This is a genomic window from Haloarcula sp. H-GB4 (genome assembly GCF_030848575.1).
Taxonomy (GTDB): Archaea; Halobacteriota; Halobacteria; order Halobacteriales; family Haloarculaceae; genus Haloarcula.
The window spans coordinates 241493-263134 of sequence record NZ_JAVDDX010000003.1 but is presented as its reverse complement, the minus strand read 5'-3'; the positions used below and the strand labels follow the sequence as shown (position 1 = coordinate 263134).

The 21642-nt window shown below is 61.8% G+C and carries 21 protein-coding genes and 1 pseudogene; 10 read left to right on the top strand and 12 right to left on the bottom strand.

The window, feature by feature from the left end; genetic code table 11:
- Positions 1-17: 17 nt before the first annotated feature.
- Positions 18-686 (top strand): class I SAM-dependent methyltransferase, encoded by a 669-nt coding sequence (locus RBH20_RS17380; RefSeq protein WP_306710995.1) that lies wholly within the window; start codon positions 18-20, stop codon positions 684-686.
- Positions 687-697: 11 nt separating this feature from the next.
- Here the strand turns inward: RBH20_RS17380 and RBH20_RS17375 are convergent, their stop codons facing one another.
- From RBH20_RS17375 to RBH20_RS17360, 4 genes and pseudogenes are all read right to left on the bottom strand, one after another.
- Entirely contained in the window at positions 698-1369 is a 672-nt protein-coding gene (locus RBH20_RS17375) for an AIM24 family protein (protein WP_306710993.1), read from the bottom strand.
- A 216-nt stretch (positions 1370-1585) separates the two neighbouring features.
- Positions 1586-1768: pseudogene (locus RBH20_RS17370) on the bottom strand (metallophosphoesterase); the annotation flags it as partial.
- A gap of 206 nt (positions 1769-1974) precedes the next feature.
- A complete protein-coding gene (locus RBH20_RS17365; protein WP_306710991.1) occupies positions 1975-2220 on the bottom strand; it encodes a hypothetical protein in 246 nt (81 codons plus the stop codon).
- 107 nt (positions 2221-2327) lie between these two features.
- Positions 2328-3173: a DUF726 domain-containing protein gene (locus RBH20_RS17360; protein WP_306710989.1), complete on the bottom strand. Its 846-nt coding sequence runs from the start codon at positions 3171-3173 to the stop codon at positions 2328-2330.
- A gap of 134 nt (positions 3174-3307) precedes the next feature.
- On the opposite strand from RBH20_RS17360, the gene RBH20_RS17355 reads away from it, so the two are divergent.
- A complete protein-coding gene (locus RBH20_RS17355) occupies positions 3308-3910 on the top strand; it encodes a bifunctional 2-polyprenyl-6-hydroxyphenol methylase/3-demethylubiquinol 3-O-methyltransferase UbiG (RefSeq protein ID WP_306710987.1) in 603 nt (200 codons plus the stop codon).
- Positions 3911-3979: 69 nt separating this feature from the next.
- Here RBH20_RS17355 and RBH20_RS17350 read toward each other — a convergent pair whose 3' ends face one another.
- A complete protein-coding gene (locus RBH20_RS17350; RefSeq protein ID WP_306710985.1) occupies positions 3980-5686 on the bottom strand; it encodes a cbb3-type cytochrome c oxidase subunit I in 1707 nt (568 codons plus the stop codon).
- Positions 5687-6000: 314 nt separating this feature from the next.
- Here RBH20_RS17350 and RBH20_RS17345 point away from each other — a divergent pair, with 314 nt between their 5' ends.
- Positions 6001-6372 carry a cupin domain-containing protein gene (locus RBH20_RS17345; protein ID WP_306710983.1) on the top strand — a complete coding sequence of 124 codons (372 nt, stop codon included), beginning with the start codon at positions 6001-6003 and terminating at the stop codon, positions 6370-6372.
- Positions 6373-6417: 45 nt separating this feature from the next.
- Here RBH20_RS17345 and RBH20_RS17340 read toward each other — a convergent pair whose 3' ends face one another.
- The 6 genes from RBH20_RS17340 to RBH20_RS17315 form a co-directional block, all read right to left on the bottom strand.
- On the bottom strand, positions 6418-6723 hold the full coding sequence (locus RBH20_RS17340; RefSeq protein WP_306710981.1) for a hypothetical protein: 306 nt from the start codon (positions 6721-6723) through the stop codon (positions 6418-6420).
- Between the two features lie 60 nt (positions 6724-6783).
- Positions 6784-7707 carry an LLM class oxidoreductase gene (locus RBH20_RS17335; protein WP_306710979.1) on the bottom strand — a complete coding sequence of 308 codons (924 nt, stop codon included), beginning with the start codon at positions 7705-7707 and terminating at the stop codon, positions 6784-6786.
- 49 nt (positions 7708-7756) lie between these two features.
- Entirely contained in the window at positions 7757-8503 is a 747-nt protein-coding gene (locus RBH20_RS17330; protein WP_306710977.1) for an NAD(P)-binding oxidoreductase, read from the bottom strand.
- A gap of 59 nt (positions 8504-8562) precedes the next feature.
- Positions 8563-9561 (bottom strand): DMT family transporter, encoded by a 999-nt coding sequence (locus RBH20_RS17325; protein ID WP_306710976.1) that lies wholly within the window; start codon positions 9559-9561, stop codon positions 8563-8565.
- Between the two features lie 145 nt (positions 9562-9706).
- Positions 9707-10498 (bottom strand): aldo/keto reductase, encoded by a 792-nt coding sequence (locus RBH20_RS17320; RefSeq protein ID WP_306711233.1) that lies wholly within the window; start codon positions 10496-10498, stop codon positions 9707-9709.
- A 156-nt stretch (positions 10499-10654) separates the two neighbouring features.
- A complete protein-coding gene (locus RBH20_RS17315; protein ID WP_306710974.1) occupies positions 10655-11275 on the bottom strand; it encodes a hypothetical protein in 621 nt (206 codons plus the stop codon).
- Positions 11276-11374: 99 nt separating this feature from the next.
- Here RBH20_RS17315 and RBH20_RS17310 point away from each other — a divergent pair, with 99 nt between their 5' ends.
- The 7 genes from RBH20_RS17310 to RBH20_RS17280 all read left to right on the top strand — a co-directional run bounded on the left by RBH20_RS17310 (position 11375) and on the right by RBH20_RS17280 (position 18556).
- On the top strand, positions 11375-12049 hold the full coding sequence (locus RBH20_RS17310; RefSeq protein ID WP_306710971.1) for a class I SAM-dependent methyltransferase: 675 nt from the start codon (positions 11375-11377) through the stop codon (positions 12047-12049).
- Positions 12050-12132: 83 nt separating this feature from the next.
- Positions 12133-12957 carry a M48 family metallopeptidase gene (locus tag RBH20_RS17305; protein ID WP_306710969.1) on the top strand — a complete coding sequence of 275 codons (825 nt, stop codon included), beginning with the start codon at positions 12133-12135 and terminating at the stop codon, positions 12955-12957.
- Positions 12958-13105: 148 nt separating this feature from the next.
- On the top strand, positions 13106-14110 hold the full coding sequence (locus RBH20_RS17300; RefSeq protein WP_306711231.1) for an alcohol dehydrogenase: 1005 nt from the start codon (positions 13106-13108) through the stop codon (positions 14108-14110).
- Between the two features lie 124 nt (positions 14111-14234).
- The gene (locus RBH20_RS17295; protein WP_306710967.1) at positions 14235-15569 is read left to right on the top strand and encodes a metallophosphoesterase; all 1335 of its coding nucleotides are present in this window, start codon (positions 14235-14237) and stop codon (positions 15567-15569) included.
- Between the two features lie 217 nt (positions 15570-15786).
- Positions 15787-16359, top strand: a complete 573-nt coding sequence (locus tag RBH20_RS17290; RefSeq protein ID WP_306710965.1) for an ArsR family transcriptional regulator — start codon at positions 15787-15789, stop codon at positions 16357-16359.
- Positions 16360-16367: 8 nt separating this feature from the next.
- The gene (locus RBH20_RS17285) at positions 16368-18122 is read left to right on the top strand and encodes an Nramp family divalent metal transporter (protein ID WP_306710963.1); all 1755 of its coding nucleotides are present in this window, start codon (positions 16368-16370) and stop codon (positions 18120-18122) included.
- Positions 18110-18556 (top strand): hypothetical protein, encoded by a 447-nt coding sequence (locus RBH20_RS17280; protein ID WP_306710960.1) that lies wholly within the window; start codon positions 18110-18112, stop codon positions 18554-18556. Before RBH20_RS17285 ends, RBH20_RS17280 begins: the two co-directional genes overlap by 13 nt.
- Before the next feature lie 29 nt (positions 18557-18585).
- Here the strand turns inward: RBH20_RS17280 and RBH20_RS17275 are convergent, their stop codons facing one another.
- Positions 18586-21630: an FAD-binding and (Fe-S)-binding domain-containing protein gene (locus tag RBH20_RS17275; protein WP_306710957.1), complete on the bottom strand. Its 3045-nt coding sequence runs from the start codon at positions 21628-21630 to the stop codon at positions 18586-18588.
- Positions 21631-21642 lie beyond the last annotated feature (12 nt).

Genomic DNA, 21642 nt, shown 5'->3' with positions numbered 1-21642 from the left:
CCATCGTTACTACTGCCGTGTCCCCTGATCCGAACCCCAGTCAGGAGCCCTCGTCGCCGTTGTTTGCGGCGATCTACGACCCGGCAACGGCGCTCATCGAGCGGGCGCTCTTACGACCACATCGTGAGTATCTGGTAGCGAATCTGGATGGAACGGTGCTGGATCTCGGCGCTGGAACCGGCGCGATGTTCCCCTATTTCGATAGCGTTGCGACCGCCTCGACGGAGTTCCACGCTATCGAGCCGGACTCGCATATGCGGCGGCAGGCAGCAGAGAAGGCGAACGCGCAGGCCACGCCGATTCGCATCGAGTCGTCGCCGGCGGAAGCCCTCCCGTACGACGAGGAATCCTTCGACGTCGTTATCGCCTCGATGGTGTTCTGTACGATACCGGACATCGAGTCAGCGGTGAGTGAAATCGCCCGCATACTCAAACCCGGCGGCGAACTGCGGTTCTTCGAGCACGTCATCGACGACGGCTGGCGCGCCTGGGTTCAGTCGGCTCTCGCACCGCTCTGGAAACGACTCGCTGGCGGGTGCCACCTGACCCGTCAGACAGGGTCGCGGCTCGTCGCCGACCAGTCATTCGATGTCGTCGAAATCGAGCGACTCGCTCTTGGCGTCACACCGATCCGGCCGTTCGTTCGGGGACGGCTCCGCAAGCGCTCAGTGTCTCCGGGGCAGTAACTCGGCGGCCATTAGCTCTGGCTCTGTGTGACAGATCCCTCCTCGTTCGGCTGGATGACGACGAAGCCGTCGTCGCCGGTGAACTCCATCTGGATTGATTCCCCGGAGGTCTGGCCGATTTCGAACGTCTTGTTCATCTCGATAGACGGCGAGAGATTCGAACTCCACGCAACGGTGGCATCCGGGTCGGTGAACACCGGCGGCGTCATCACTAGCGGGTCGCCGTGTGTCGTCAGCGCGATTTCTCCGGGGCCAGTAAGGTAGACGTTCGTCAGGCCGCCAGCCGCCATGCCAGAGAGGCTGCCGACAGTGTTGATTTCGTAGTCGATGGTTGACTCGAACGCGAGCACGTCAGTGCCGTTGACCGATATCGACTCTCCGTCATCGAGTGCCAAGACCTGTACCTTCTTGCCGTTCTCGGCCACATAGAGGTGGCCGCTTCCTTCAGCCTCCATGACCGGCGTCCCTTCGCCGCTCACAGCCTCCTTGACGAAACCCGTGATACCGCCTTCCGCTGAAGACTTGCCAGTGAACGTGACCTCGCCGGTGTACGCGATCATCGACCCGGCCTTGACCATCACTGTCCCGTCAAGGGGGATGTCGAGCAGCCTGTTGTTCTCTTTCTGGAACCCATCGCCACCGTCTGCGGGGGCGTTGGAGCGGACAAATTCCTGTAGGTCCATAGTTACATCGGGACACTCGACAGGCCATGCTCATAGGCTTCGTGAAGGATTAAACTGCATTTTGTGCGAAATGGTCTCATATTGAGGGGGCCAGATAGCTACCAGACAGAGAAGAGGTCAAAATTTAGTATAGCTGTATAACTATTTCGAATAGCTATACAGTTGTCCGAGGAGATCAGTAACGCCGGCTTTGGTTTTGAGGTATCGCCGCTCCTCATCAGGAGTCCGAACAGCGTAGTCGTATACGACGCTGTCCGGGCTTTTGCGGACAAAGTCACCAACGAAGACGACGAGTTCGTCCGCAGCGAGGTCCAGTTGGTTCAGGAGTCGTTCGAGCGTCGGGCGACAGCCGTGGACGTCGCCGACAACATAGATCTCCGCCCATGCATCGCTGTGGATTCACTGATGTGATGCGCCGAGGTCTGCATGAAACGTCGGTGGTGAGACCATCTCTGTGGGGCCGTTGGCGATACGTCGGTGAATCTGCTATAGGCATTGTATATGAGTGCGATATAGCGGTATGAGAGTGAACGTATGCTCGTGACCTGCTGTTAAACCCGCTGGTGGCGATTGGCTACTTCTTGGTTATTACAAGAGGCGGCGAGTCATCCCTCGACGGCATCTCTGGTGTGTTCGGCGTCCAGTCCGAACAGCAGTCCGGCGAGAAACAGTAGTTCGTTACCCTGGTAGTACTGTTCGATCACGAAGTTGACCAGGCCGTTATCCGGCGTGGTCGCACCCAACAGCACCAGAACGAGCGCAAGAGCGGCAGCAAGTCCAGCGATCCACCGGACGACGATGCCTGAGAGCAGCCCCACAATAAAGACGACAACAGCAGCGAAGAGGCTCATTTTCCGCTCCGGGGCATAGCGGCCGTTAGTCTGCCAGCGGTTCCCATACAGAGCTCAACACTTCCACCGGATATAATTCTACTAGCAGCAGGGAACCCAGAGCCGGATCACTCGATTTCGCCAGCAACACGCGTCAGACAGCCCTCACCCGGTTCGAAGTACGAGTAGTGGTCGGCAACGAGGTCAGTGACATTCACGTCTTGGTAGCCGTCAGGAAGGGGCCCCGCGTCACGAGCGCCAGCGTGGCCGACGGCGTGTGTCCGATCTGACGCTCGGTACACCCACGAAAGGACCTTATCGTTGTGGCTGTGGAAATTCGACACTGGGGCGTCAACAGCCTCGATAGCGTCGCCGTAACGGCCACCCTGGACCACGCTATCGTAGGGAATAGCGCCGCCGAGCAGTGACACCGAAGCAAGCGCGTCTGTCGCCCCTTGCTCGGCAAGCACGCGAAGTGTCTCGCCGGTCACCCGCGCGCCAAGCGAATGGGCGAGCACGTGGACGGGTCGCCCGTCGGTTTCGGCCCACTCGACCAGCCACTGGGCGAGGGGAGTGCTGTTCGCCACAGCGTTGTCCTTGGCCTGCTCCCATTCGACGTTGGACTCCCAGCTGTATGCGACGACCGGTGCAGATGTAGACTCTTCGAGCGCGACCTGCGCTGTGTAGGCATTATTTCGCGCCCTCTCAGCGTCGGTGCTGAACCCATGGATGAACAGAAACACCTCCGACGCGTCGTCGAACGACCACGTGCCCTCGGTCTCGGCAGTCGGCCCTTCCGGTGAGTCGAGAAGTCCGCGCGTAGTGACGACGGGCTGTGAATTCGGCGCAGTGTACCCGCCGGAGTCGCCCTGCAACGACCAGTACACGTAGGCACCGCCACCCCCAAGCAGACCGAGTCCACTTCCGAGACCGATAAGCAGTCGCCGTCTGGTCACACCGGTTTGACTGTCCATAGCTGGTAGCTTGTGGATAGGTCACAGGTGTGCAGATAAGTCAGTTGAGGTTGTCGCGCCCGGAAACGGAATACAACGCAAGCGCTGTGTCACAGCCCATAGGCTTCATGTCTCAGCGGGCGGTTACGGGAGCCATGACGACTTGGGACGAACGATACCGAACGGGCACATACCCACAACGCCCGGATCCACACCCGGTGTTAGAGCGATACCTGCCAACCTTTCCACCGGGTCGGGCGCTTGACATCGCAACCGGCACCGGGCGCAACGCGCTGCCGGTCGCAGCGGCCGGGTACCGCGTCGACGCGGTCGACCAGTCGCGTGCGGGGCTTCAGATTGCCCGCGAAAACGCACACGCCGAAGGCGTCGAAGACGATATCGAGTGGATACAGGCGGACCTCGAATCGTTCGCGTACCCGGCATCAACGTACGATGTCATTACGATTAGCTTCTATCGCCCCGTTGACCGCCTTCCCGATATCATCGAGGCGCTGGCCGACGGCGGCTGTCTGTTCATCCAGCACCATCTCCGGACGACCGATGACGTTGACGGCGGCCCCTCGGGAGACCGATACCGGTTCGCCTCGAACGAACTACTCAGGGCCGGGCTCGGGCTGACAGTATTGCATTACGACGAGCGGACCACGACGACGGACGGGACGACCGCCGCCACCGCTCAACTGGTCGCCAGGAAGTCACAGGGCAGCCGACAGTCGTATCCAGACATCTCAGAGTAGGACAGCGGTCGGAGACCGGGAACCGTCAAGAAGAGGACCGCAAACGGGAGCCCGGGGCTGACTCAGTGATCAGTCCCCGGTTGATTCTTCGCCGCCATCGGTCAGCGCCGGTAGCCGCTCACGCTCAAACCATGCGAACTCCCGCGGGAACTGCCCCGTCGCCGCCAGATCCCAGGGGTCGCCGTCCGTGACCAGTGGCCCTTCCAGCCACGAGGTCACGAGGTTCCAGACGAAGATGAGCTGGCCGATGACTAGCAGGACGACGCCCAGTGTCGCCAGCTGGTGCAGGAGCGTAAACAGGTCTACCGGGCCAGCGGTCAAAGCGTACGTGGCGTACCGGCGGGGCATCCCAGCGTAGCCGAGCAACACCATCGGGAAGAACGTGACGTTGGTTCCGAGCAGCGTCAGCCAGAAATGCCACTTCGCCAGCGACCGCTGGTACCACCGGCCGGTGTACAGCGGGAACCAGTAATAGATGCCCGCGAAGACAGCGAAGGCGATCCCGCCCATGATGACGTAGTGGAAGTGGGCGACGACGTGGTACGTGTCGTGCAGGATCAGGTCGACGGGAATGGCGGCTTCGAACACGCCGGTGACGCCGCCGATGATGAAGTTCCCGACGAACCCGACACAGAAGAGGAACGGGGCTGTGGTCCGCAACGCACCGTTCCACATCGTCGCCATCCAATTGAACGTCTTCACCGCGCTCGGGATGGCGATAGCAATGGAGACTGCCATGAACGAGGCCCGCAGTCGGGGGTCCATCCCTGTCGCGAACATGTGATGCGCCCAGACGCCGAAGGAGAGCACCCCGAGGGCCAGCGTCGAGTAGACGACAAATTTGAAGCCGAACAGCTTCCGGCCACAGAACTTCGGCAGGATGTAGCTCACGAGCCCCATCGGCGGCAGGACGAGGATGTACACCTCAGGGTGGCCGAAGAACCAGAACAGGTGCTGCCACAGCAGCGGGCCACCGCCGTCGAGCGCAAAGAACGTCGTTCCGAGATTCCGGTCGAGCAGCAGCATGACCAGCGCACTTCCCAGCAGTGGGAAGGCGAACAGGATCTGTGCGGACTGCACCAGAACGGTCCAGGAGAAGATATCGAGGGTCGCCCAGGTCACATCCTCACTCCGTTCGGTGAAGATGGTTGCAATGAAGTTTATCGCTCCCATCGTCGCCGCGACGCCTGAAAGGTGGAGACCGAGAAGCATCAGGTCTACACCGGGGTTTTGCTGTTCGATCGACAGCGGCGTGTACATCGTCCAAGCGGTCTGTGCCGGTTCGATGTTTTCGAGGAACGGCCCACCAAGGACGCCGCCCCAGATGAGCAGGGCGGCCGGCGGCAGTAGCCAGAACGCGATGGCGTTGATTCGTGGGAACGCCATGTCGTCGGCCCCGATGAGCAGCGGGATCAGGTAGTTCGAGAACGCCGCCAGCATTGGCGTCCCAAACAGGAACAGCATCGTGATGCCGTGAGTCGTAAGGAGTCCGTTGTAGGCACTGGTGCTGAGGAAATCCTCAGCAGGATACAGCAGTTCGAACCGCATCAGAACCACGGCGATACCACCCCATGCAAACGCGACCACGGCAAACACACCATAGAGGATCCCGATGTCCTTGTGGTCGACCGTCGTCAACCACCGGAGAATCCCGCTCGGTTTCTCCGCGTGAGCGCGTTCGTGAGCACCGTGGCTGCCACCGATTGCAATCGTGTACGACCGCCAGTCTTCGATTCGTGCGAGTATGCCAGCGATACCGACGAGCAGTACCGCCATCAGTACTGTTGTCGCCAATGCACCTACAGACACCATTTGGAGGGTGTTTATACGCGCTCCACGTGATTTTTATCGGGAAGATGTTCGGAGACGATTTATACGCATTCTGGGTGCGGGCGGTAGCAGCCACAGACGAAGCGGTTCGGGACCGAGGCTTTCAGTCGTGCGGTCGGACCTCCTTGCGATGCACCTACAGCACCGAAACCGACAGGAGCGAGTGTGCGCACTCGCCGGCGTTCGAATCAGGCCGCATCGGCCAGATGCGACTTCTGCCCTGCAGTTCTTTGAGACTGCAGTGATGGGGAGGGCGTACGATGACGGCGACTGATTTCGGCGCCGTCCGAGAATACGATGATGACCGGTTCTCGGCCGTCGAAGTGTTCCGCAGCGAGCGAATGAAAGTCGTCTGTGGCTACTTCGAACCCGGGCAGTTCATTCCGGTACATGCACCTGCAAGCGACGTAGCGGTACACGTCCAGTCTGGGACCGGTGTCGTCCGTGACGGGGACACGAAGCGCGCGGTCGAACCGGGCGATGTGGTGGTCGTCGAGGCCGATACCGACCGCGGCGTCAAAGCGGATGAGGATGGTCGGCTGGAGGCATTACTGGTAACTGCACCGCCGCCGACCGATGCTGAACACGACCCGGTTCGGAGGGGGCTCAAAAAGGGCGAGTTCGACCCCTAACGCCCAGCCGGATTCGTCCCATCGTTGAGGACACAGGGACCGAACTCACTCCACAACGTACGAGTGGTGTGAGCCACGGGTTCGTACGTCGACGAAATGGTGGCGGGTCGCATCGCCCACGTCGCCGACGGCGGACTGGGGTGTCTCGTCTGCACTGTACACGTTCTCTGCTGGGAGCAGGTCGTGGTCAGCTAGCCTGTCGATGACGGCAGCGGGGAGGGATGCGCCGTCCCGGACATCGACGATGAGTAACTGGTCCGTGAAGCTCTTGGCGAGAAACGCGTCGGTGATCGGCTCGTAATCGGTAAGCTCCCCAGCCAGAGTGCGAAGGTCTGCCTGCCGGTCGGTCATTGATATCTGGTAGGTCGGCTTCACCGAAAGCCGTGCGTACGAACATCTTCCTGCTGACCATCACAGTTCCTCGATGATTTCGCTGGCGAATGTCGTCATCGCCGCCTGTGGCTCTGCTGCTCGAATCCCGACGATAACGTGGTCAAGGCCGTAGTCTTCGAGCCGTTGGAAGTATTCTCGGAACCACTCGACGCCGGCCCGAAACCCCTGATGGAGCGGTTCGGGTTCGGCTGTGGGATCAGCAGCGAACTCGACTTGAAGGGCAATCGTGAACGGTTTCTCGGGAGCGTGACTCCGCCACGTGTCGAGGTACGACTCCAGCGTCGATTCGGGGAGGTGATAGAATATCCAACCGTCGCCGTTCTCTGCGATCCACTCCGTCGACTGTCTGGCGTTCCCCGTCGGAAACAGCGGGAGCGTGTCCGTCGTCGGCTTCGGGAGGATATCCAGTTCGCCGTCGAGGTGGCCCCAGGAACCATCGAGCGTCGGGTACTCCTCTCGCCAGAGCGCACGGAGTGCGTCGACGCTTTCACGCACCAGTTGGCCCCGGTTCTCGGGGTCGACATTGAACGCCGGATACTCCGGGTCACGGTCGCCCGAGGCAACACCAAGCACGAGACGCCCGTCGGAGAGCCGGTCGACAGATGCGGCCGATTTCGCCACATGGAGCGGGTGGCGCAACGGGAGGACAATGCTTGATGTGCCGAGTGTGACCGACTCGGTGTGAGCAGCGACGTGGGACAACAGCGACCACGGGTCGAAGGCCCCGCCGGCGTCCCCGAACCGCGGCCAGTACGTCGGCACGTCTCGCGCCCAGAGCGCGTCGAAGCCGACTGCTTCGGCGTGGCTTGCGAGCCGGAGTTCCGCGTCGATATCCGGCGTCGACTCCGTTTCGCCTGTGAGCGGAAATCCGAGCCCGAACGAGAGCCCGTCCTGCTCGTACAATCGCCGATAGCCGGCGTTCGCGTGGTCCACAGCAGTCATCAGGGTCCTTTCACGCTGGAGCCGTATTTGCACACGGGTGGCTTGCCCGCTACGGGCCGCCGTCTGGGGTATCGACCGTCACGGTTCCCGCCTGCTCGCTTCGGGGAAGCTGCCAATCGATATGTAGCGCGCGGTCCGGGAACGACGGCTTCGCAACGACTTCGAGCGTCCGGTCTTCCGCCGCCGGTGTGACAGGCGCGGCGATCATCAGTCGGGCCACGTCGGCCCGCGAAACACTCCCCCAGAGCTTTGCTCCGGGTTCGGCGACGGAGACGGTGTCAGTTCGTGGCCCGTTCGTGAGGACGCCTGGACGGAGAATCGTGTGTCGAACCGGCGCCTCACGGATCGCGGCCTCGGCCGCTGCTTTGGCACGCTGTATCGGCTGGATGGCAACATCGAAGGCCGCCGCGAGCGGACTAGCCGGCTCGTCGCCGACCCCGATAGCGGATTCCATGACGAATGCCTTGACGCCGGCGTCGACAGCCGCATTGAGTAGATTGGTCGTTCCCTTGCCGTCGACGTACTCGTCCCGAGACCAGACGTCCGTGATGTTCGAGCCGACGGCGCTCAGGACGACATCGACATCCGACAACGCATCGGTCAGCGCAGTCGGATTCAGCAAGTCGTCGACGACAACCTCGTCAGCGCCGGCCGCCTGCAGGTCGTCTGTTTTTGCCGGTGTGCTGGTCAGTGCCCGGACCGTCGGCACGCGCGAACTGAGTAGTCGGAGCATCGCTCGCCCGGTCCCGCCGCTGGCTCCGGCGACAAACACAGTCTCCACGTCAGAAGGGTCCATGCTGTAGCTAGGGACTGCCGATACATGATTGGCCGGGCCTGTGCCACCTGCCGGCTTGCTCAGTCGTCACACGGGGGCGTCTGCTGGGACGACGATGGCTGGTTGAACCGTCGATAGAGCCGGCGCAGTTCCATGCGGATGGTCACACGCTCGATGAGGGCGAAGCCTGCAACGACGACGAGGAAACCAACAAGCGTCCACAGTGATACCGACGAGCCGAGCAGGACCCAGCCCATGAGTGCGGCGAATATCGGCACAACATAGGCGACCAAGTTCGCACGAACCGGGCCGATACGACTGATGAGGCCGAAGTAGATGGCGTAGGCGACCGCCGTCGAGGGAATGCCCACAGCCACGATGCTCACAATCGTCTCCGGGCCGATGCCGATGACGGCCGTGGGCGGCTCCCCGACCAGTAGGCTTGCGACGTGGAGGAGCACCGCGCCGGCGGCCATCGCCCACGCAGTCAGCGGGGTACTGTCCATCTGCGGGCCGACACGCTGGAGGAGGACACTACCGAGTGCAACGGCCGCGGCCGCGCCGAGGACCAGCAGTTGCCCGATAGCGCTCGCGTCGGTGAACGTCGACGGCGACGGCTGGACGATGAGGATAACGCCGCTCAGCGCGACACCGATCCCGAGCGCGCCGAGCCACGAGAGCCGGTCACCCAGCAGCCACCAAGCAAACACGGGGGCGAGAATCGGGTTCAGACCGTACATCACGGACGCCGCTGCGGGCGTCGTCGCACCCTGACCAAGGAACAACAGGCCGTTGTTGAGCGCGATCAGGAACAGCGCCGCCATCCCAATGCCCACGAAGTCACCACGAGTCCGCGGTAGCCACGTTGACCGGGGCCGGGTAAAGACGATGTAGCCAAGCAGCGTTACCGCCGCCAAGTCGAACCGGAGGCCGGCAAACAGCACTGGTGGCAGCTCACGAAGCCCGGTTTTGATTGCGACAAACGAGCCCCCAAACAATACGGCGAGCAGGACAAACAGCGCGCTGTCGCGGTAGCGAGCCGGGATTGAGGGCCGCTCAGTGACCGCGGACCGCAGCATAGGCCAAGTCAGTTGGACCACCCGTCAGAGCGAAAATATCTCATTACCTGATCAACGGGTCGAAATGTGAAGAGGGCTGTGGGAGACGTGGTGTCACGGACCGGCAGCCGATTGGCAAATCCAACCGAGAAACTCCGGCGTCGACTCAGTCCCACGCGGCCGGCCCGAAGTCCGGGTCAACACGTCGGTCAACAGTATCGATATTGTCGATACTGTCGATTTCGGCGTCCGTCAGCGACAGGTCAAGGCTCGCCAGATTGTCCGTAATGTGGGCTTCACTCGTGGCCTTCGGAATCGCTGTCACACCCTTCTCACGGAGCCACGCGAGGCTGACCTGCGCTTCGCTGGCGTCGTGGTCGTCGGCGATGGCTTCGATGACGTCGTGACCGAACACCTCACCGCGTGCCAGCGGGGAGTACGCGACCAGTTCGTAGTCCTGTTCGGCCGCGTGCTCGCGCAGTTCTGCCTGCTGGAGGAACGGGTGCGTTTCGACCTGATTTGCGAACACCGGTGCATCGAGCACGTCCATCGCCGTTTCGACGTGATGCGGTTCAAAGTTCGAGACGCCGATGTTGTCGATCAGGCCGCGGTCAACGAGTTCGTCGAACGCAGGAAGCGTCTCCTCGGGCTCGTACTCGCCCGCCGCCCAGTGGACGTACAGCAGGTCCACCGAATCCACGCCGAGTTTGTCGAGACTCTCTTCGGTCGTTTCGATCACGTCGTCGTGTGAGAGATTCGAAATCCAGACCTTCGTCGCTAGGAAAATATCGTCACGATCCACGTCAGCCGCGGCGATACCGTCGCCGACTGCGCTTTCGTTGTCGTAGGCCTGCGCGGTGTCAATATGTCGGTAGCCGGCTTCCAGCGCCGTCCGAACGCTCTCGGCGCACTGTTCTGCGTCTTCATTCTGCCAGGTACCGAGACCGAGCATCGGCATACCGCTCGTTCGTGGACCACCATCTGTCGAGGACTGTTTCTGAGTCATTATCGGATACCGGAGCTTGTGACTTTAAGCCGTTTGGAAGCCGGCGGGTAGCGCCGACTATTGGATAGTCTGCAGAGAAGCCAGCTATCGCAGGTAGGACAGAGGCAGTCAGAAGCCGTATGACCCGAAAATCCAGAGCGCAACCAAAGGCGACACAGCGAGGAACGATCCGAGAGCGACCGTCCCGAAAACCGTCTCCCAACCCAAGTCACGAACCGGTTTCTCATACCGCCACAGTTGAGTGATGACGTAGACACCGGCGATGACCACGCCACCGAGCAGCATAAACGGCGGAAATCCCAATGACGGAAACTGCCGAAAACCGACCGCCGGAAACGGCTCCGAACCGCTCGACGCCGCGAAATCGAGACCGATGCCGACAGCGCCGACGGCGGTGGCCGCGACGACATACAAGATACCAGCAATGACATGCCGGAGTGCTGCAGCTAGCGCGAGCTGCTCCCGATCGGCTGGCAGGACCGACGGGGAAGCATAGCTCCCGACTCCAGTGTAGAGGAACGGAACCGTTAGAACACCGACAGCAGCGGCGTACGGAAGGACTGACGAGATTGCGACGATGAGAACCGCCACGGTCAGGGCATATGTGCGTCCGGTCGGGCCCCCGAGAACCAGCGCTGGCACAACCAGCACGGCAGCGACTACCGCAGTAAACAGACAGATCGGGACAGAGTAAGGCCGGAACCGCCCGACAAAACGGGATAGAGACATGCCAATGCCGTTTCGGACCCAGGGGCATAGGTTTTCGGCTCTCCAGCAAGCGAGGAGTCGGCATGCTTTTACTCTCCGTTGCAGTATCGTGACATTGGAATGCCACTATTGCGGGTGAAACGTGTCATCACCGAGTCCTGTCCGGACCGACTGTACCCGCTAATTGCCGGACTCTATCAGACCGCGTTCCCACCCGACACGTCCGAGGGAGCGGCAGCGGCGACCATTCTGGATCGGAAGGAAGTTGTGCCAGAGTCGCTCCCGGCGGCAGCACTTGAACACGTGCAAGTCCTTCCCCATCGGACAGATCTGCTTGAACACCTGCCGACCAGCGGGACTGTTGCCGAGTTCGGCACTGGAGACGGGTCGTTCGCCGCGTCAATCAACAGGATCACGCGGCCGGAAACGCTCTCTCTGGTCGACCGGTGGGAAAGCGACGAAGACCGAGAGGCTGTCAAGCGACGCTTCAGCGGGCAAGGAGACACTGTCCGTCTGCGGGACGCTGAGCCGATTACCGTACTCCGTGAGACCAATACCGGCTCGCTCGACTGGGTGTATATCAACAGTTCCCACAAGTATGAGGCCACGCTGGCCGAACTCAGAGAGAGCCAGCGGGCAGTCGCAGACGACGGCTACATCGCAGGCGACGACTACAAAATCGTGAACGGCGTCATCCCCGCCGTCCACCAGTTCTGTTCGGAGACCGACTGGCGGCTGGCGTATCTCACGCTCGAAACCCATGGGCGGCGGAGTTACGCGCTCCACAAGCCGTAAGCGCTGGATCCGCGTCGAAACCCAGTGACGCGAGCGGCGTTATCAGCCAGACTGTTTATACGGCCGGACAGGTTTGACCCTGTATGACAGATTTCGGATTACAGGTGCGGATGCTTGTCGTCGGTGCGATTCTGTTCGGGTTCTACGTGTTCGCCGGAACAGCACTGTCGGTGCTGTTAGGCCTGCCGCTTGTCCCGGTGCTCCTCGGCGGCATCCTCGTCGTGCCGGCGATCCAGTACAAACTTGGAAAGTGGCTGGCGCTCCGTGGCGCGGAGGATATGCCGGATAACCAGCGGTTCGGCTACGTCCACCAGATGGTCCGGCGACTCTGCAGAGATATGAATATCGAGGAGCCGCGACTGATGGTGATGGACATGGGCGTCCCCAACGCCTTCGCGGTCGGACGGAAGGGTGCGGGTGTCGTCGTCGTGTCGAGCGAACTGATGCAACTCCTGGATGATGACGAACTGGAGGGCGTGATCGCACACGAACTGGCTCACATCAAGAACCGGGACGTCATCACGATGGTTGTCGGGCAGTCCATCGGGATGCTCGTCGGCTACGTCGCCTACTTCGCAGTGCTGTTCGGCGGCGAGCGAAACATCGGTTCCTGGATCATAGCGACGATCGCCTCCTCGCTCGCAAACGCGCTTGTCATGGTGTTCGTGCTGGCTATCTCACGGTATCGAGAGTATGTCGCCGACGCGGACGCTCGCCGCGCCATCGGTACCGGCGAGCCGCTGGCTCGTGCGCTCGAAAAAATTTCCCGCGGTGCCGAGGGTCGCGAGTCGACAGTGGAGGACAGCATGAACGCCCTCTGCATTTTCAACGCCGACAGGGGGCTATTCGAGAAGCTGTTTTCGACCCACCCGCCGACGGAGAAACGCATTCAGCGGCTCCGATCCTGAGCGCCGAGAATTCCAGCATCTCTTCCGAATCCCCCGCAACGTGTCGGTGTTCTGCCGGTCGGATTGTGGGAGCGAACGGCAGCGTACAGATGTCTGCTAACTGGCCGCTTATCAGCGTCGAGCCGAAAGTAACGCTATGTCTGACACAATGCAAGCGGCGGTCGTGCCCGAGCCAGGGGCTGACTTCGAGGTCGTCGAACGAGACGTGCCCGAGCCGGACCCCGGCGAGGTGCGGGTTTCGGTCGACGCCTGTGGCATCTGTCACAGCGACGTGTACGCAAAAGAGGGGACCAACCCGGTTGTCTCCTATCCACGGGTTCCCGGTCACGAGGTGGCAGGCCACGTGGACGCCGTTGGCGACGCTGTTGACGCCTGGGACGTGGGCGACAGAGTCGGCGTCGGCTGGCACGGCGGCCACTGTTCGACGTGTGACCAGTGTCGACAGGGGAACTTCCTCCAGTGTGAGAACGGCGAAATTACCGGACTGAGCTACGACGGCGGGTACGCCGAGTACATGACCGCACCGTCGGAGGCGCTCGCGAAGATTCCGGAGTCACTCGATGCGGCGGCCGCGGCGCCGCTGCTTTGTGCGGGCGTGACGACGTTCAATGCGCTCCGGAACAGCGATGCGAGCGTCGGAGACCTCGTCGCCGTACAGGGCGTCGGCGGCCTCGGTCACCTCGGCATCCAGTATGCACACGCGGCCGGCTTCGAGACGGCCGCTATCTCCCGAACGCCGGAGAAAGAATCGCTGGCGAAAGACCTGGGAGCCGACCACTTCATCAACGCGGCGGAGACAGATGCTGGTCAGCGACTACAGGAACTCGGTGGGGCCGACGTGGTGCTGGCGACGGCACCGTCAAGTGACGCCATCAGTTCTATCGTCAGCGGCATCGGTGTCGACGGCTCTGTCGTGGTTGTGGGCGTCCCCGGTGAGCCGGTGGGCGTGAGCGCACAGCAACTCGTCCAGAACCGGGGCGCTGTTGAGGGCTGGGCCTCCGGACACGCCCGTGACTCACAGGACACGCTGGAGTTCAGTTCGCTCCGCGACATCTCTCCTGAGATAGAGACCTACCCGCTTGAAGATGTCAGCGAGGCTTATGGACGGATGATCGACAACGAAGCGCGATTCCGGGCCGTGCTGGAACTGTAATCGGGCAGGTTGCGCTACCGGCGAGAATGCGTATTCCAACGACACACCCACTTGAAACTACACCCTCCCGCAGTGATATTCCGGAGAGCAACGCCTTTGTCTGTGGGTCAAGAACCCATATTCAATGGACCGCACCGCCGACGACCGCGTCTATTACGTCATCAGCGACCTCCATATCGGCGGCGACGAACAGCTAGAGGAGGTGGAGTTTCTCGATGAACTGCTTGATTTTCTATCGCGGCTGGAGACCACTGAGGAGAACGTCGAGCTACTCATTAACGGCGACGCGTTCGGGCTGTGGGAATTCACCGGGATGTCGGGACTAGAGAAGTTCGACGTCCTCGAGGAGACCTATCCGTCGCTGTTCGAGCAGCTGCGAAAGACCGGCGAAAACATCCAGATTACCCTGATACCGGGCAATCACGACCACGACCTCGCAGCCTACGACGAGTACGTGGAGCGGTTCGCGGCGTACAACGTCACGCTCGTTCAGTCGAAGTCGATTACCCGTCCGGTGGGGGACCAGGCCATCCACTTCGAACACGGCAATCAACAGGACCCGAACAACCGTATCGAAGACTGGGGCGATACCAATGTGACGCCGCTCGGTTATTACTACAACACGCTCGTGACGAGCCGGGCCGGCCAGCTCTCGGACCGGGGTCGGTACAACTGGCTCAAGGACGTACAGGCGGTGACGCCGACGGAACGGGTCCCAGTGTGGATGCTCTCGAAGTATTTCTACCGGGAGATGAACCCGCTGTTGCGGTACGCACTTGTCCCGTTCCTGTTGCTGTTCAACATTAGCGCTATCTTGGCGATCCTGGCAGCGCTGAATCTTCTCGGTGTCTGGTCCGCGCCGGTGGAAACGACCACATCGTTTCTGGGTCAGTTCGGCACCGTCGGGACCGCCATCTGGATGCTGCTCGTAGTGAACGCGTCGCTGGCCGGGCTCCTGTTGCTCGTGGGCATCCCACTGTATCTCCTGCGGCGGGACATCAAGAAGACAATCAACCGCTTTGGCGTCTTCGAGACAGACCTCACGGTCGATACCCAGACGACGTACACGGAAGCCGCGCAGAAAATATTCGAACAGGAAGACGACGTGGTCGTCTTCTGCTACGGTCACACACACCGACCGAGTGTGCAGTCAGTCGACGGTGGTCTGGTCGTTAACACCGGGACCTGGCTCAAACGGCTCCACCGGCGGGATGGTGTCATCGGGCTGCTCCCCCCGGTGTTTTATCCCTCCTACCAGCTCTGTGCAGTGCGCATCACCGCCGAGGCGGGGCAGGTAATCGTCGACTACGAGGAAGTCCAGAAACCAAGCCCTAGCCCGGAGGAGTTGACACTCACCGAGCGCCTGCTGACGCTCGGTCGGACACCGAACCCCGAACTTCCGGAGCGTGCAGTCGTGGAAACTGAGCAGTCGAAGCCTGTGCCGGAGCCGGCCGAGTAATGGGTAGACCGGTCCGACAGGAGCGTGGCCGCTGTCGGAGATGAACCGGAGCAGGGAGATCTGAACCAGCCATTGTCGGTACGTCGACTGAAAAGTCGTAATACCTGCCTTCGTGCGTGATTGGGACCTATCGAGCGTCAGACGGATGGAGATCGTTTGCTCCCGAAACGGAGATCGCTGCAGAAAAGTCTATTACATACGACTGTAATGGCTACGTATGAGCAATACCGCGGACGATGGTCGGGCTGACGGGTCGCCACCGTCCACGGCAGAGTTCACACCGGAGCGAGTGCTCTCGGTGTTTCAAGATCGGGCGGACCAGGCGAAGCCGTTGACGGCAACCGATGTGATGGACGCACTCGGCTGTTCCCGGAAGACGGCACACAACAAGCTCGACGTACTCGTGGAACGAGGGGATCTGGAAACGCGGAAGGTCGGGGCACGGAGTCGGGTCTGGTGGATCCCGTTCTCCCAGCTTGTCGGCTCGGGCGCGGAACCACAACAGGAACGAGAGCCCCCAGTCGAGCACAGTATCGCCGACGCGGACCTTCCAGGGACAGGGGATGTACTCGACGACCGGCGTGCAGCGCTGCGGGCTGCGTACGACTATCTCCGCGAAAACCCCGACACCGATGCCGGGGAACTCATTACCGAAGTGTTTCAGGAGCATCCAGCGGGCTACAAGACCGCTGACGAGTGGTGGGACGCCATCGGGCCTGCACTGGAGGATCTCCCACAGGTTGATTTAGCTGCCGACCACGAACACGTCTGGCACTACGTCGGTGGGTGAGTTAACCGATGTCAGAGGAAAAGCCGACGGAACAGTCGGACGTAGCGGAAGAGACGGAGTCAGAGACATCGGAGGTGTACGCTTCTCGCAAAGAGCAACGGTATCCAATCTCGTCGTACACCCCGGTCGCGTACGACAACCTCGAGGTAGCACCGGAGAGCGACGACCATCCGGACACGGGCACCGGCGGGCGGTTCAGAGAACTCTCGTTGCCGAAAGTACCGAAGCTCCGCCACGTCGTCGGTCCCAGCGCGATCATGCTTGGGGCGTCGCTCGGCAGCGGTGAGACGCTGTTCTGGCCGAATCTGGTCGCCAGCTACGGGTGGGGACTGTACTGGCTGTTCCTCGTGGCTGTCTGTCTCCACTTCGTCATCAACACGGAGATACAGCGGTGGACACTCGCGACCGGTGAGAGCGTGTTTCGAGCGTTCGAGCGAGTCCACCCGGTCCTCCCACTAGCCATGCTCATAGGCGGGTTTGTCAGTCTCGGCTGGCCGGGGTGGGCCGCAAGCGCCGCGCAAATCGGTGCTCAGGGCCTCTCCCTCGGCACCTATGAATTTGCCGGCGTCAACATCGTTGGCTGGCGACTGTTTGGCATCGGGCTCATGGTGTTCATCTGGGTTACCTACCAGGTGACGCCGCTGATGTACAACGTCGTCGAGAGCCTCCAGCTAATCCTGGTAGCGCTGTCTATTGCGTTCACACTGCTGCTATTCGTTCTCATCGGATCGGTGGACGTGCTGGTCAGCGTCCCAGGGAGTCTGACTGAGGTGGGCGACTACTCACCGGTCGGGACTATCGCCGTGCTGGTTGGAGCGCTGGCCTACGCCGGCGCTGGCGGCTACCTCAACCTCTCACAGAGCCTCTGGATACGGGAGAAGGGCTACGGAATGGGCCGGTATCAGGGCCGGATCAAGAACCCCTTCGCCGGCGACGACCCTGAGACAGTCCACGAGGACGGGTTCACGTTCACTCCGGATACGCAGAACCTCAAACGGTGGCGCGGCTGGTGGCGCGTGACACAGCTCGAACACCTGTTGACCTTCCTACTGGGCCTCCTGCTGGTCACGACGATGCTGGTCGTCATCGCGGTGTCACAGGCACCGGGCGCGACGAGCGACGCGGTCGATATGTGGCTGATTGAGATTGCGCCGTCGGTCGGCGGGTTCACGACGAGCGTCATCTACGTCACGCTGTTTCTCGCCCTGTTCACGACCGAATACGCGATTATCGAGTCGTTCGTCCGGAACAGCTCCGACATCATCTACGAGCTGTACGGGCGGGAGGCGGGCTGGAGCCTGCCGCGGTTGTTCTGGGGACTGCTGACCGTCTTCTGTGGCTGGGGGATTCTCATTCTCATCCTTCCGATATCGATAGACGACCCCTTCGGGCTGCTCGTCGTCGGAGCGTCGATGTCCGGTCTGTTGATGTGGCCGTATATCGTTATCGTCCAACTCGTCAATACAGTCCGGCTCCCGGAGCACACAATGCCGGGCTGGGGTCGGATCGTCGCAATGTGGGTCGCCGCCGCGTTTTTCGGCTATTTCAGCGTCCTCCTGATTGGAACTGGGCTGGCGACACGACTGGGGCTGCAGGCGTTTGCCGTCCAGACGGCCGTACTCGGGAGCGGACTGGGCGGGTACGTGCTCTGGGTGATATACCTGCTGGTGCAGGTGTATACGATGTACCGAGTGGGGCGTGCAAAAGTCGCGGCGGACGGAACAGTCACTGACGCAGCCACTGCGAAAGGGTGGTTTTCGTGACCGACGAACTCCGCGTCCACTTGCACTACACGATGCGGGGCTCGTACCCGCTCCGACTTATCGACGTGTTGTTCTGTACGGACCGGGCTTACTTCGTCGAATATGACTATCTGACACCCGTCGACCTGTTGTTCGGGTCGCCGGATCAGCGGGCCGCCGCATTCGCCTCACAGGTGGTCGAGGAGGGCGTCCCCACGGCAATCGAGATGGCCGAACAGGTCGAGACACAGTCATACGACACGCTCGACAGCGTCGATATCCACACTGGTGGCCGGATCGGTCGGCCAAAAATCACCGCACAGCCCCGGACAGACTCCGCGACGACGGTTCGAGTCCACGGCCAGTTCGACCCCGAACCGTTCACACAGGCGCTTCGGTCAACAGTTGACGGACACGACGTCACGGTCAGACAAAGAGACGGGTTCGGGTTCTGACCACTGCCGGGAGATGTCGCCGGACCCAGTTACCGTATCGCCGCCGCAACCAGCTCAATGGGATGTGGCGGCTCCGCGTCACTGTCGCCGAAGTCGTCAATCTGGGACCGACAGGATGCGCCGGGCGCGACGACTTGCTCGGCGGGCGAGTCATCTATCTGTCCCAGCAGGAGGTCCGCGATGCCCTCACTCATCGAGTAGTGTTCGGCCTCGTAGCCGAAACTACCGGCCATGCCACAACAGCCCGAATCGAGCGGGTCAACGGCGTAGCCAGCACGGCGCAGAACGCCGACGGCATGGTGGTCTTTCTTCGTTGCCTTCTGGTGGCAGTGGCCGTGGTACGCCAGCGAGTCGCCCGAATCGTCGAAGGAGATAGCCTCCCCCAACCGGTACGTGTCAAGATACTCGCAGACACCATACGTGTTCTCCGCGACAGTGTCGACGTCGTCGCCGGAGAGCAAGTCACGGTAGTCGACCTGATACATCACTGCGTCCGAGGGCTCGATGGTGACCACGTCCCAGCCGTCGCGGATTCGCGGCGCGAGCGCGTCCACGTTCGCCCGTGCCGTCTCGCGGGCGTGGTCCAGCATACTCTTGGAGAACGCAGGACGACCGCTGTCGGTCACGTCGTCAGGCACGACCACGTGGACGCCCGCCGCCTCCAGCACTTCTACAGCGGCTTTCCCGACATCCGGATGGCTGTAGTTCGTGTAAGGGTCGGCGAGCAAGAGTGCCTTCCGGTCAGCTTTGTTCGCCGCAACCATTGCTCCGCCGCGGTCAGCCCACCAGTCCCGGAACGTGGTCCGGTGGAAGCCGGGTAGCGTCCGCTCTTCCGTGATGCCGACTGTTTTCTCCATGAGGAGTCCCGAGCCCGGCAGGTCCATCAGCCAGTTCGACACCGGGGCGAACGTGCTTCCAAGCGAGAGCACCGTCTCGACGTTGGCAAACAGCCGATCACGCAACGAAATACCCTCTCGCTGGTGATGCTCGTGGACCACTTCGGCTTTGAGCTTCGCCATGTCGACGCCGCTCGGGCAATCCTTTTTACAGCCCTTACAGCCGATACAGAGGTCAAGAACCTCCGTGACGAACTCCTCCTCAAAGGGGTCGTCGGGGAGGTCACCGTCCATCGCCGACCTGAGCATATTGGCTCGGCCGCGGGTGCTCGTGATTTCTTCCTCTGCGGCGCGGTAGGTCGGGCACATCACGCCGCCGGTGGTCTCCTGATGGCCGGTACAGCCCGCACAGCCGTGGCAGAGTTCGACCATCCCCTGAAACCCGTTTTCGTTGTCCCAGTTGAGCGCGGGGTCGAAGCCCGCGTCGAACTCGTAGTCGGGGTCGTACCGGAGATTCTCAGCCGGGTCGTGCTCACCACAGATGTTGCCCGGGTTCAGCCGCCAGTCGGGGTCGAACGCCGACTTCAGGTCGCGGAACGTCTCCCAGAGGTCGTCGCCGTAGAGCTTGCGGTTCCACTGGGTTCGGGCACGCCCGTCGCCATGTTCGCCCGACACGGACCCGTCGTACTGGACGACGAGATCCGTGATAGCGTCGGAGATGGTTTCCATCGTCTCGATGCCGTCCCCGGATTTCAGGTTTAACAGCGGTCTGATATGCAGGACGCCGGGGCCGGCATGGGCGTAGTATGAGGCGAACGTGTCGTGCTCATCGAACAACTCCCGGATGTCAGCGACGTACTCCGGGAGGTTCTCGGCCGGGACCGCTGTATCTTCGACGAACGGCCAGTGCTTGTCGTCGCCCGTCCGCGACAAGAGAATCGGCAGCCCGGCCTTGCGCATCTTCCAGAACTTCGCCTGCCGGTCTGCGTCGTAAGCCTCCAGCGCATCGACAGCGTGAACCGAGGCGTCGGTGACCGAACCCGCCCCGTCACTTGGCGACTCTCTGGCGTCGTAGCCCGGAAGTCGGTCGGCGAGCAAGTTGGCGACCTTCTGTGCGCCGTCATCGGGCGAATTGGCGTAGAACTCCACGAGCAGCGTCGAATCCGTCTGTTCTGGGAGCATGCCAACAACGTCGGCGAACTCCGGCGTCTCCGCGGCGAGGTCCAGAAGCACGTCGTCCATCACTTCGACGGCCGACGGGTCGTGATCGAGAATCGGAGCGACGTCCCGCATCGCCGAGATGATGTTGTCGTAGGTCAGCATGGCGACGGCCGTGGCGTCGGGTACGGGTTCAAGCGAGACCGTCGCCTCCGTCACGACGGCCAGGGTCCCCTCGCTCCCGGCGAGCAATCGGGCGAGGTTGACTTCGCCGCGCTCCCTGGCGCTGTGAACCAATTCGTCCAGATTGTACCCGGAGACGTTGCGTTTGAGCTCCGGATATTTGTCGTCGATCTTGGTAGCGTCTTCTGAGAGAATTTTCGCGACTTCGGCATAAATCCGGGTTTCGAGGTCGGCGTCCGGGCCGGCCTCGGTCGCCCGTGCTTCGAGGTCGTCGACGTCTACCCAGCCGAAGGTCGTCCGGGTTCCGTCCGCGAGGACGACCTCACATTCCTCGATATAGGCGTCCGTTTTGCCGTATTTCAGCGAGTGTGCGCCGGTCGTGTTGTTCCCGATTGCACCGCCGAGAACGCTTTTGTCACCCCACGCGGGGTCCGGCGCGAACTTCAGCCCGTGGGGTTCGAGTTGGTCGTTGAGCCGGGCGATAGTGATACCGACCTGCGCACGAGCCCGCTCGGCCTCGGGGTCGATCGACAGCGTCTCGGCCATGTGCCGCTTGAAATCGAGGACGACCGCCTCGTTGACGGCCTGTCCGGCGAGGCTGGTCCCGCCACCCCGGGGAAGCACCGGAATATCCTGCCTGTCGCAGTACTCCATCACCGCGACCACGTCCTCGGTCGAGACCGGCGAGACGACGCCGATGGGGAGCTGTTCGTACGCGCTCGCGTCGGTTGCGAACAGCTCACGGGTGTACGTATCGAAGCGCACGTCGCCGTTTACGCGGCGCTCCAGGGCCGTGACGAGGTCCGGCCGGTTGACGCTGTCGCCCTGATAGTCGTAGTTCGCGCTCGGGTCTGTCGCCGGGTCACGTTGCTCGGGGAGTCGGGAATCGTATGCCATGAGTAGGGAGTA

Coding starts and splice junctions, on each gene's coding strand:
- RBH20_RS17295 (WP_306710967.1), top strand. CDS start 14,235: ATGGACCGCACCGCCGACGACCGCGTCTATTACGTCATCAGCGACCTC.
- RBH20_RS17345 (WP_306710983.1), top strand. CDS start 6,001: ATGACGGCGACTGATTTCGGCGCCGTCCGAGAATACGATGATGACCGG.
- RBH20_RS17335 (WP_306710979.1), bottom strand. CDS start 7,707: ATGACTGCTGTGGACCACGCGAACGCCGGCTATCGGCGATTGTACGAG.
- RBH20_RS17310 (WP_306710971.1), top strand. CDS start 11,375: ATGCCACTATTGCGGGTGAAACGTGTCATCACCGAGTCCTGTCCGGAC.
- RBH20_RS17330 (WP_306710977.1), bottom strand. CDS start 8,503: ATGGACCCTTCTGACGTGGAGACTGTGTTTGTCGCCGGAGCCAGCGGC.
- RBH20_RS17355 (WP_306710987.1), top strand. CDS start 3,308: ATGACGACTTGGGACGAACGATACCGAACGGGCACATACCCACAACGC.
- RBH20_RS17315 (WP_306710974.1), bottom strand. CDS start 11,275: ATGTCTCTATCCCGTTTTGTCGGGCGGTTCCGGCCTTACTCTGTCCCG.
- RBH20_RS17350 (WP_306710985.1), bottom strand. CDS start 5,686: ATGGCGGTACTGCTCGTCGGTATCGCTGGCATACTCGCACGAATCGAA.
- RBH20_RS17320 (WP_306711233.1), bottom strand. CDS start 10,498: ATGCCGATGCTCGGTCTCGGTACCTGGCAGAATGAAGACGCAGAACAG.
- RBH20_RS17275 (WP_306710957.1), bottom strand. CDS start 21,630: ATGGCATACGATTCCCGACTCCCCGAGCAACGTGACCCGGCGACAGAC.
- RBH20_RS17340 (WP_306710981.1), bottom strand. CDS start 6,723: ATGACCGACCGGCAGGCAGACCTTCGCACTCTGGCTGGGGAGCTTACC.
- RBH20_RS17285 (WP_306710963.1), top strand. CDS start 16,368: ATGTCAGAGGAAAAGCCGACGGAACAGTCGGACGTAGCGGAAGAGACG.
- RBH20_RS17290 (WP_306710965.1), top strand. CDS start 15,787: ATGAGCAATACCGCGGACGATGGTCGGGCTGACGGGTCGCCACCGTCC.
- RBH20_RS17360 (WP_306710989.1), bottom strand. CDS start 3,173: ATGGACAGTCAAACCGGTGTGACCAGACGGCGACTGCTTATCGGTCTC.
- RBH20_RS17375 (WP_306710993.1), bottom strand. CDS start 1,369: ATGGACCTACAGGAATTTGTCCGCTCCAACGCCCCCGCAGACGGTGGC.
- RBH20_RS17305 (WP_306710969.1), top strand. CDS start 12,133: ATGACAGATTTCGGATTACAGGTGCGGATGCTTGTCGTCGGTGCGATT.
- RBH20_RS17365 (WP_306710991.1), bottom strand. CDS start 2,220: ATGAGCCTCTTCGCTGCTGTTGTCGTCTTTATTGTGGGGCTGCTCTCA.
- RBH20_RS17300 (WP_306711231.1), top strand. CDS start 13,106: ATGCAAGCGGCGGTCGTGCCCGAGCCAGGGGCTGACTTCGAGGTCGTC.
- RBH20_RS17325 (WP_306710976.1), bottom strand. CDS start 9,561: ATGCTGCGGTCCGCGGTCACTGAGCGGCCCTCAATCCCGGCTCGCTAC.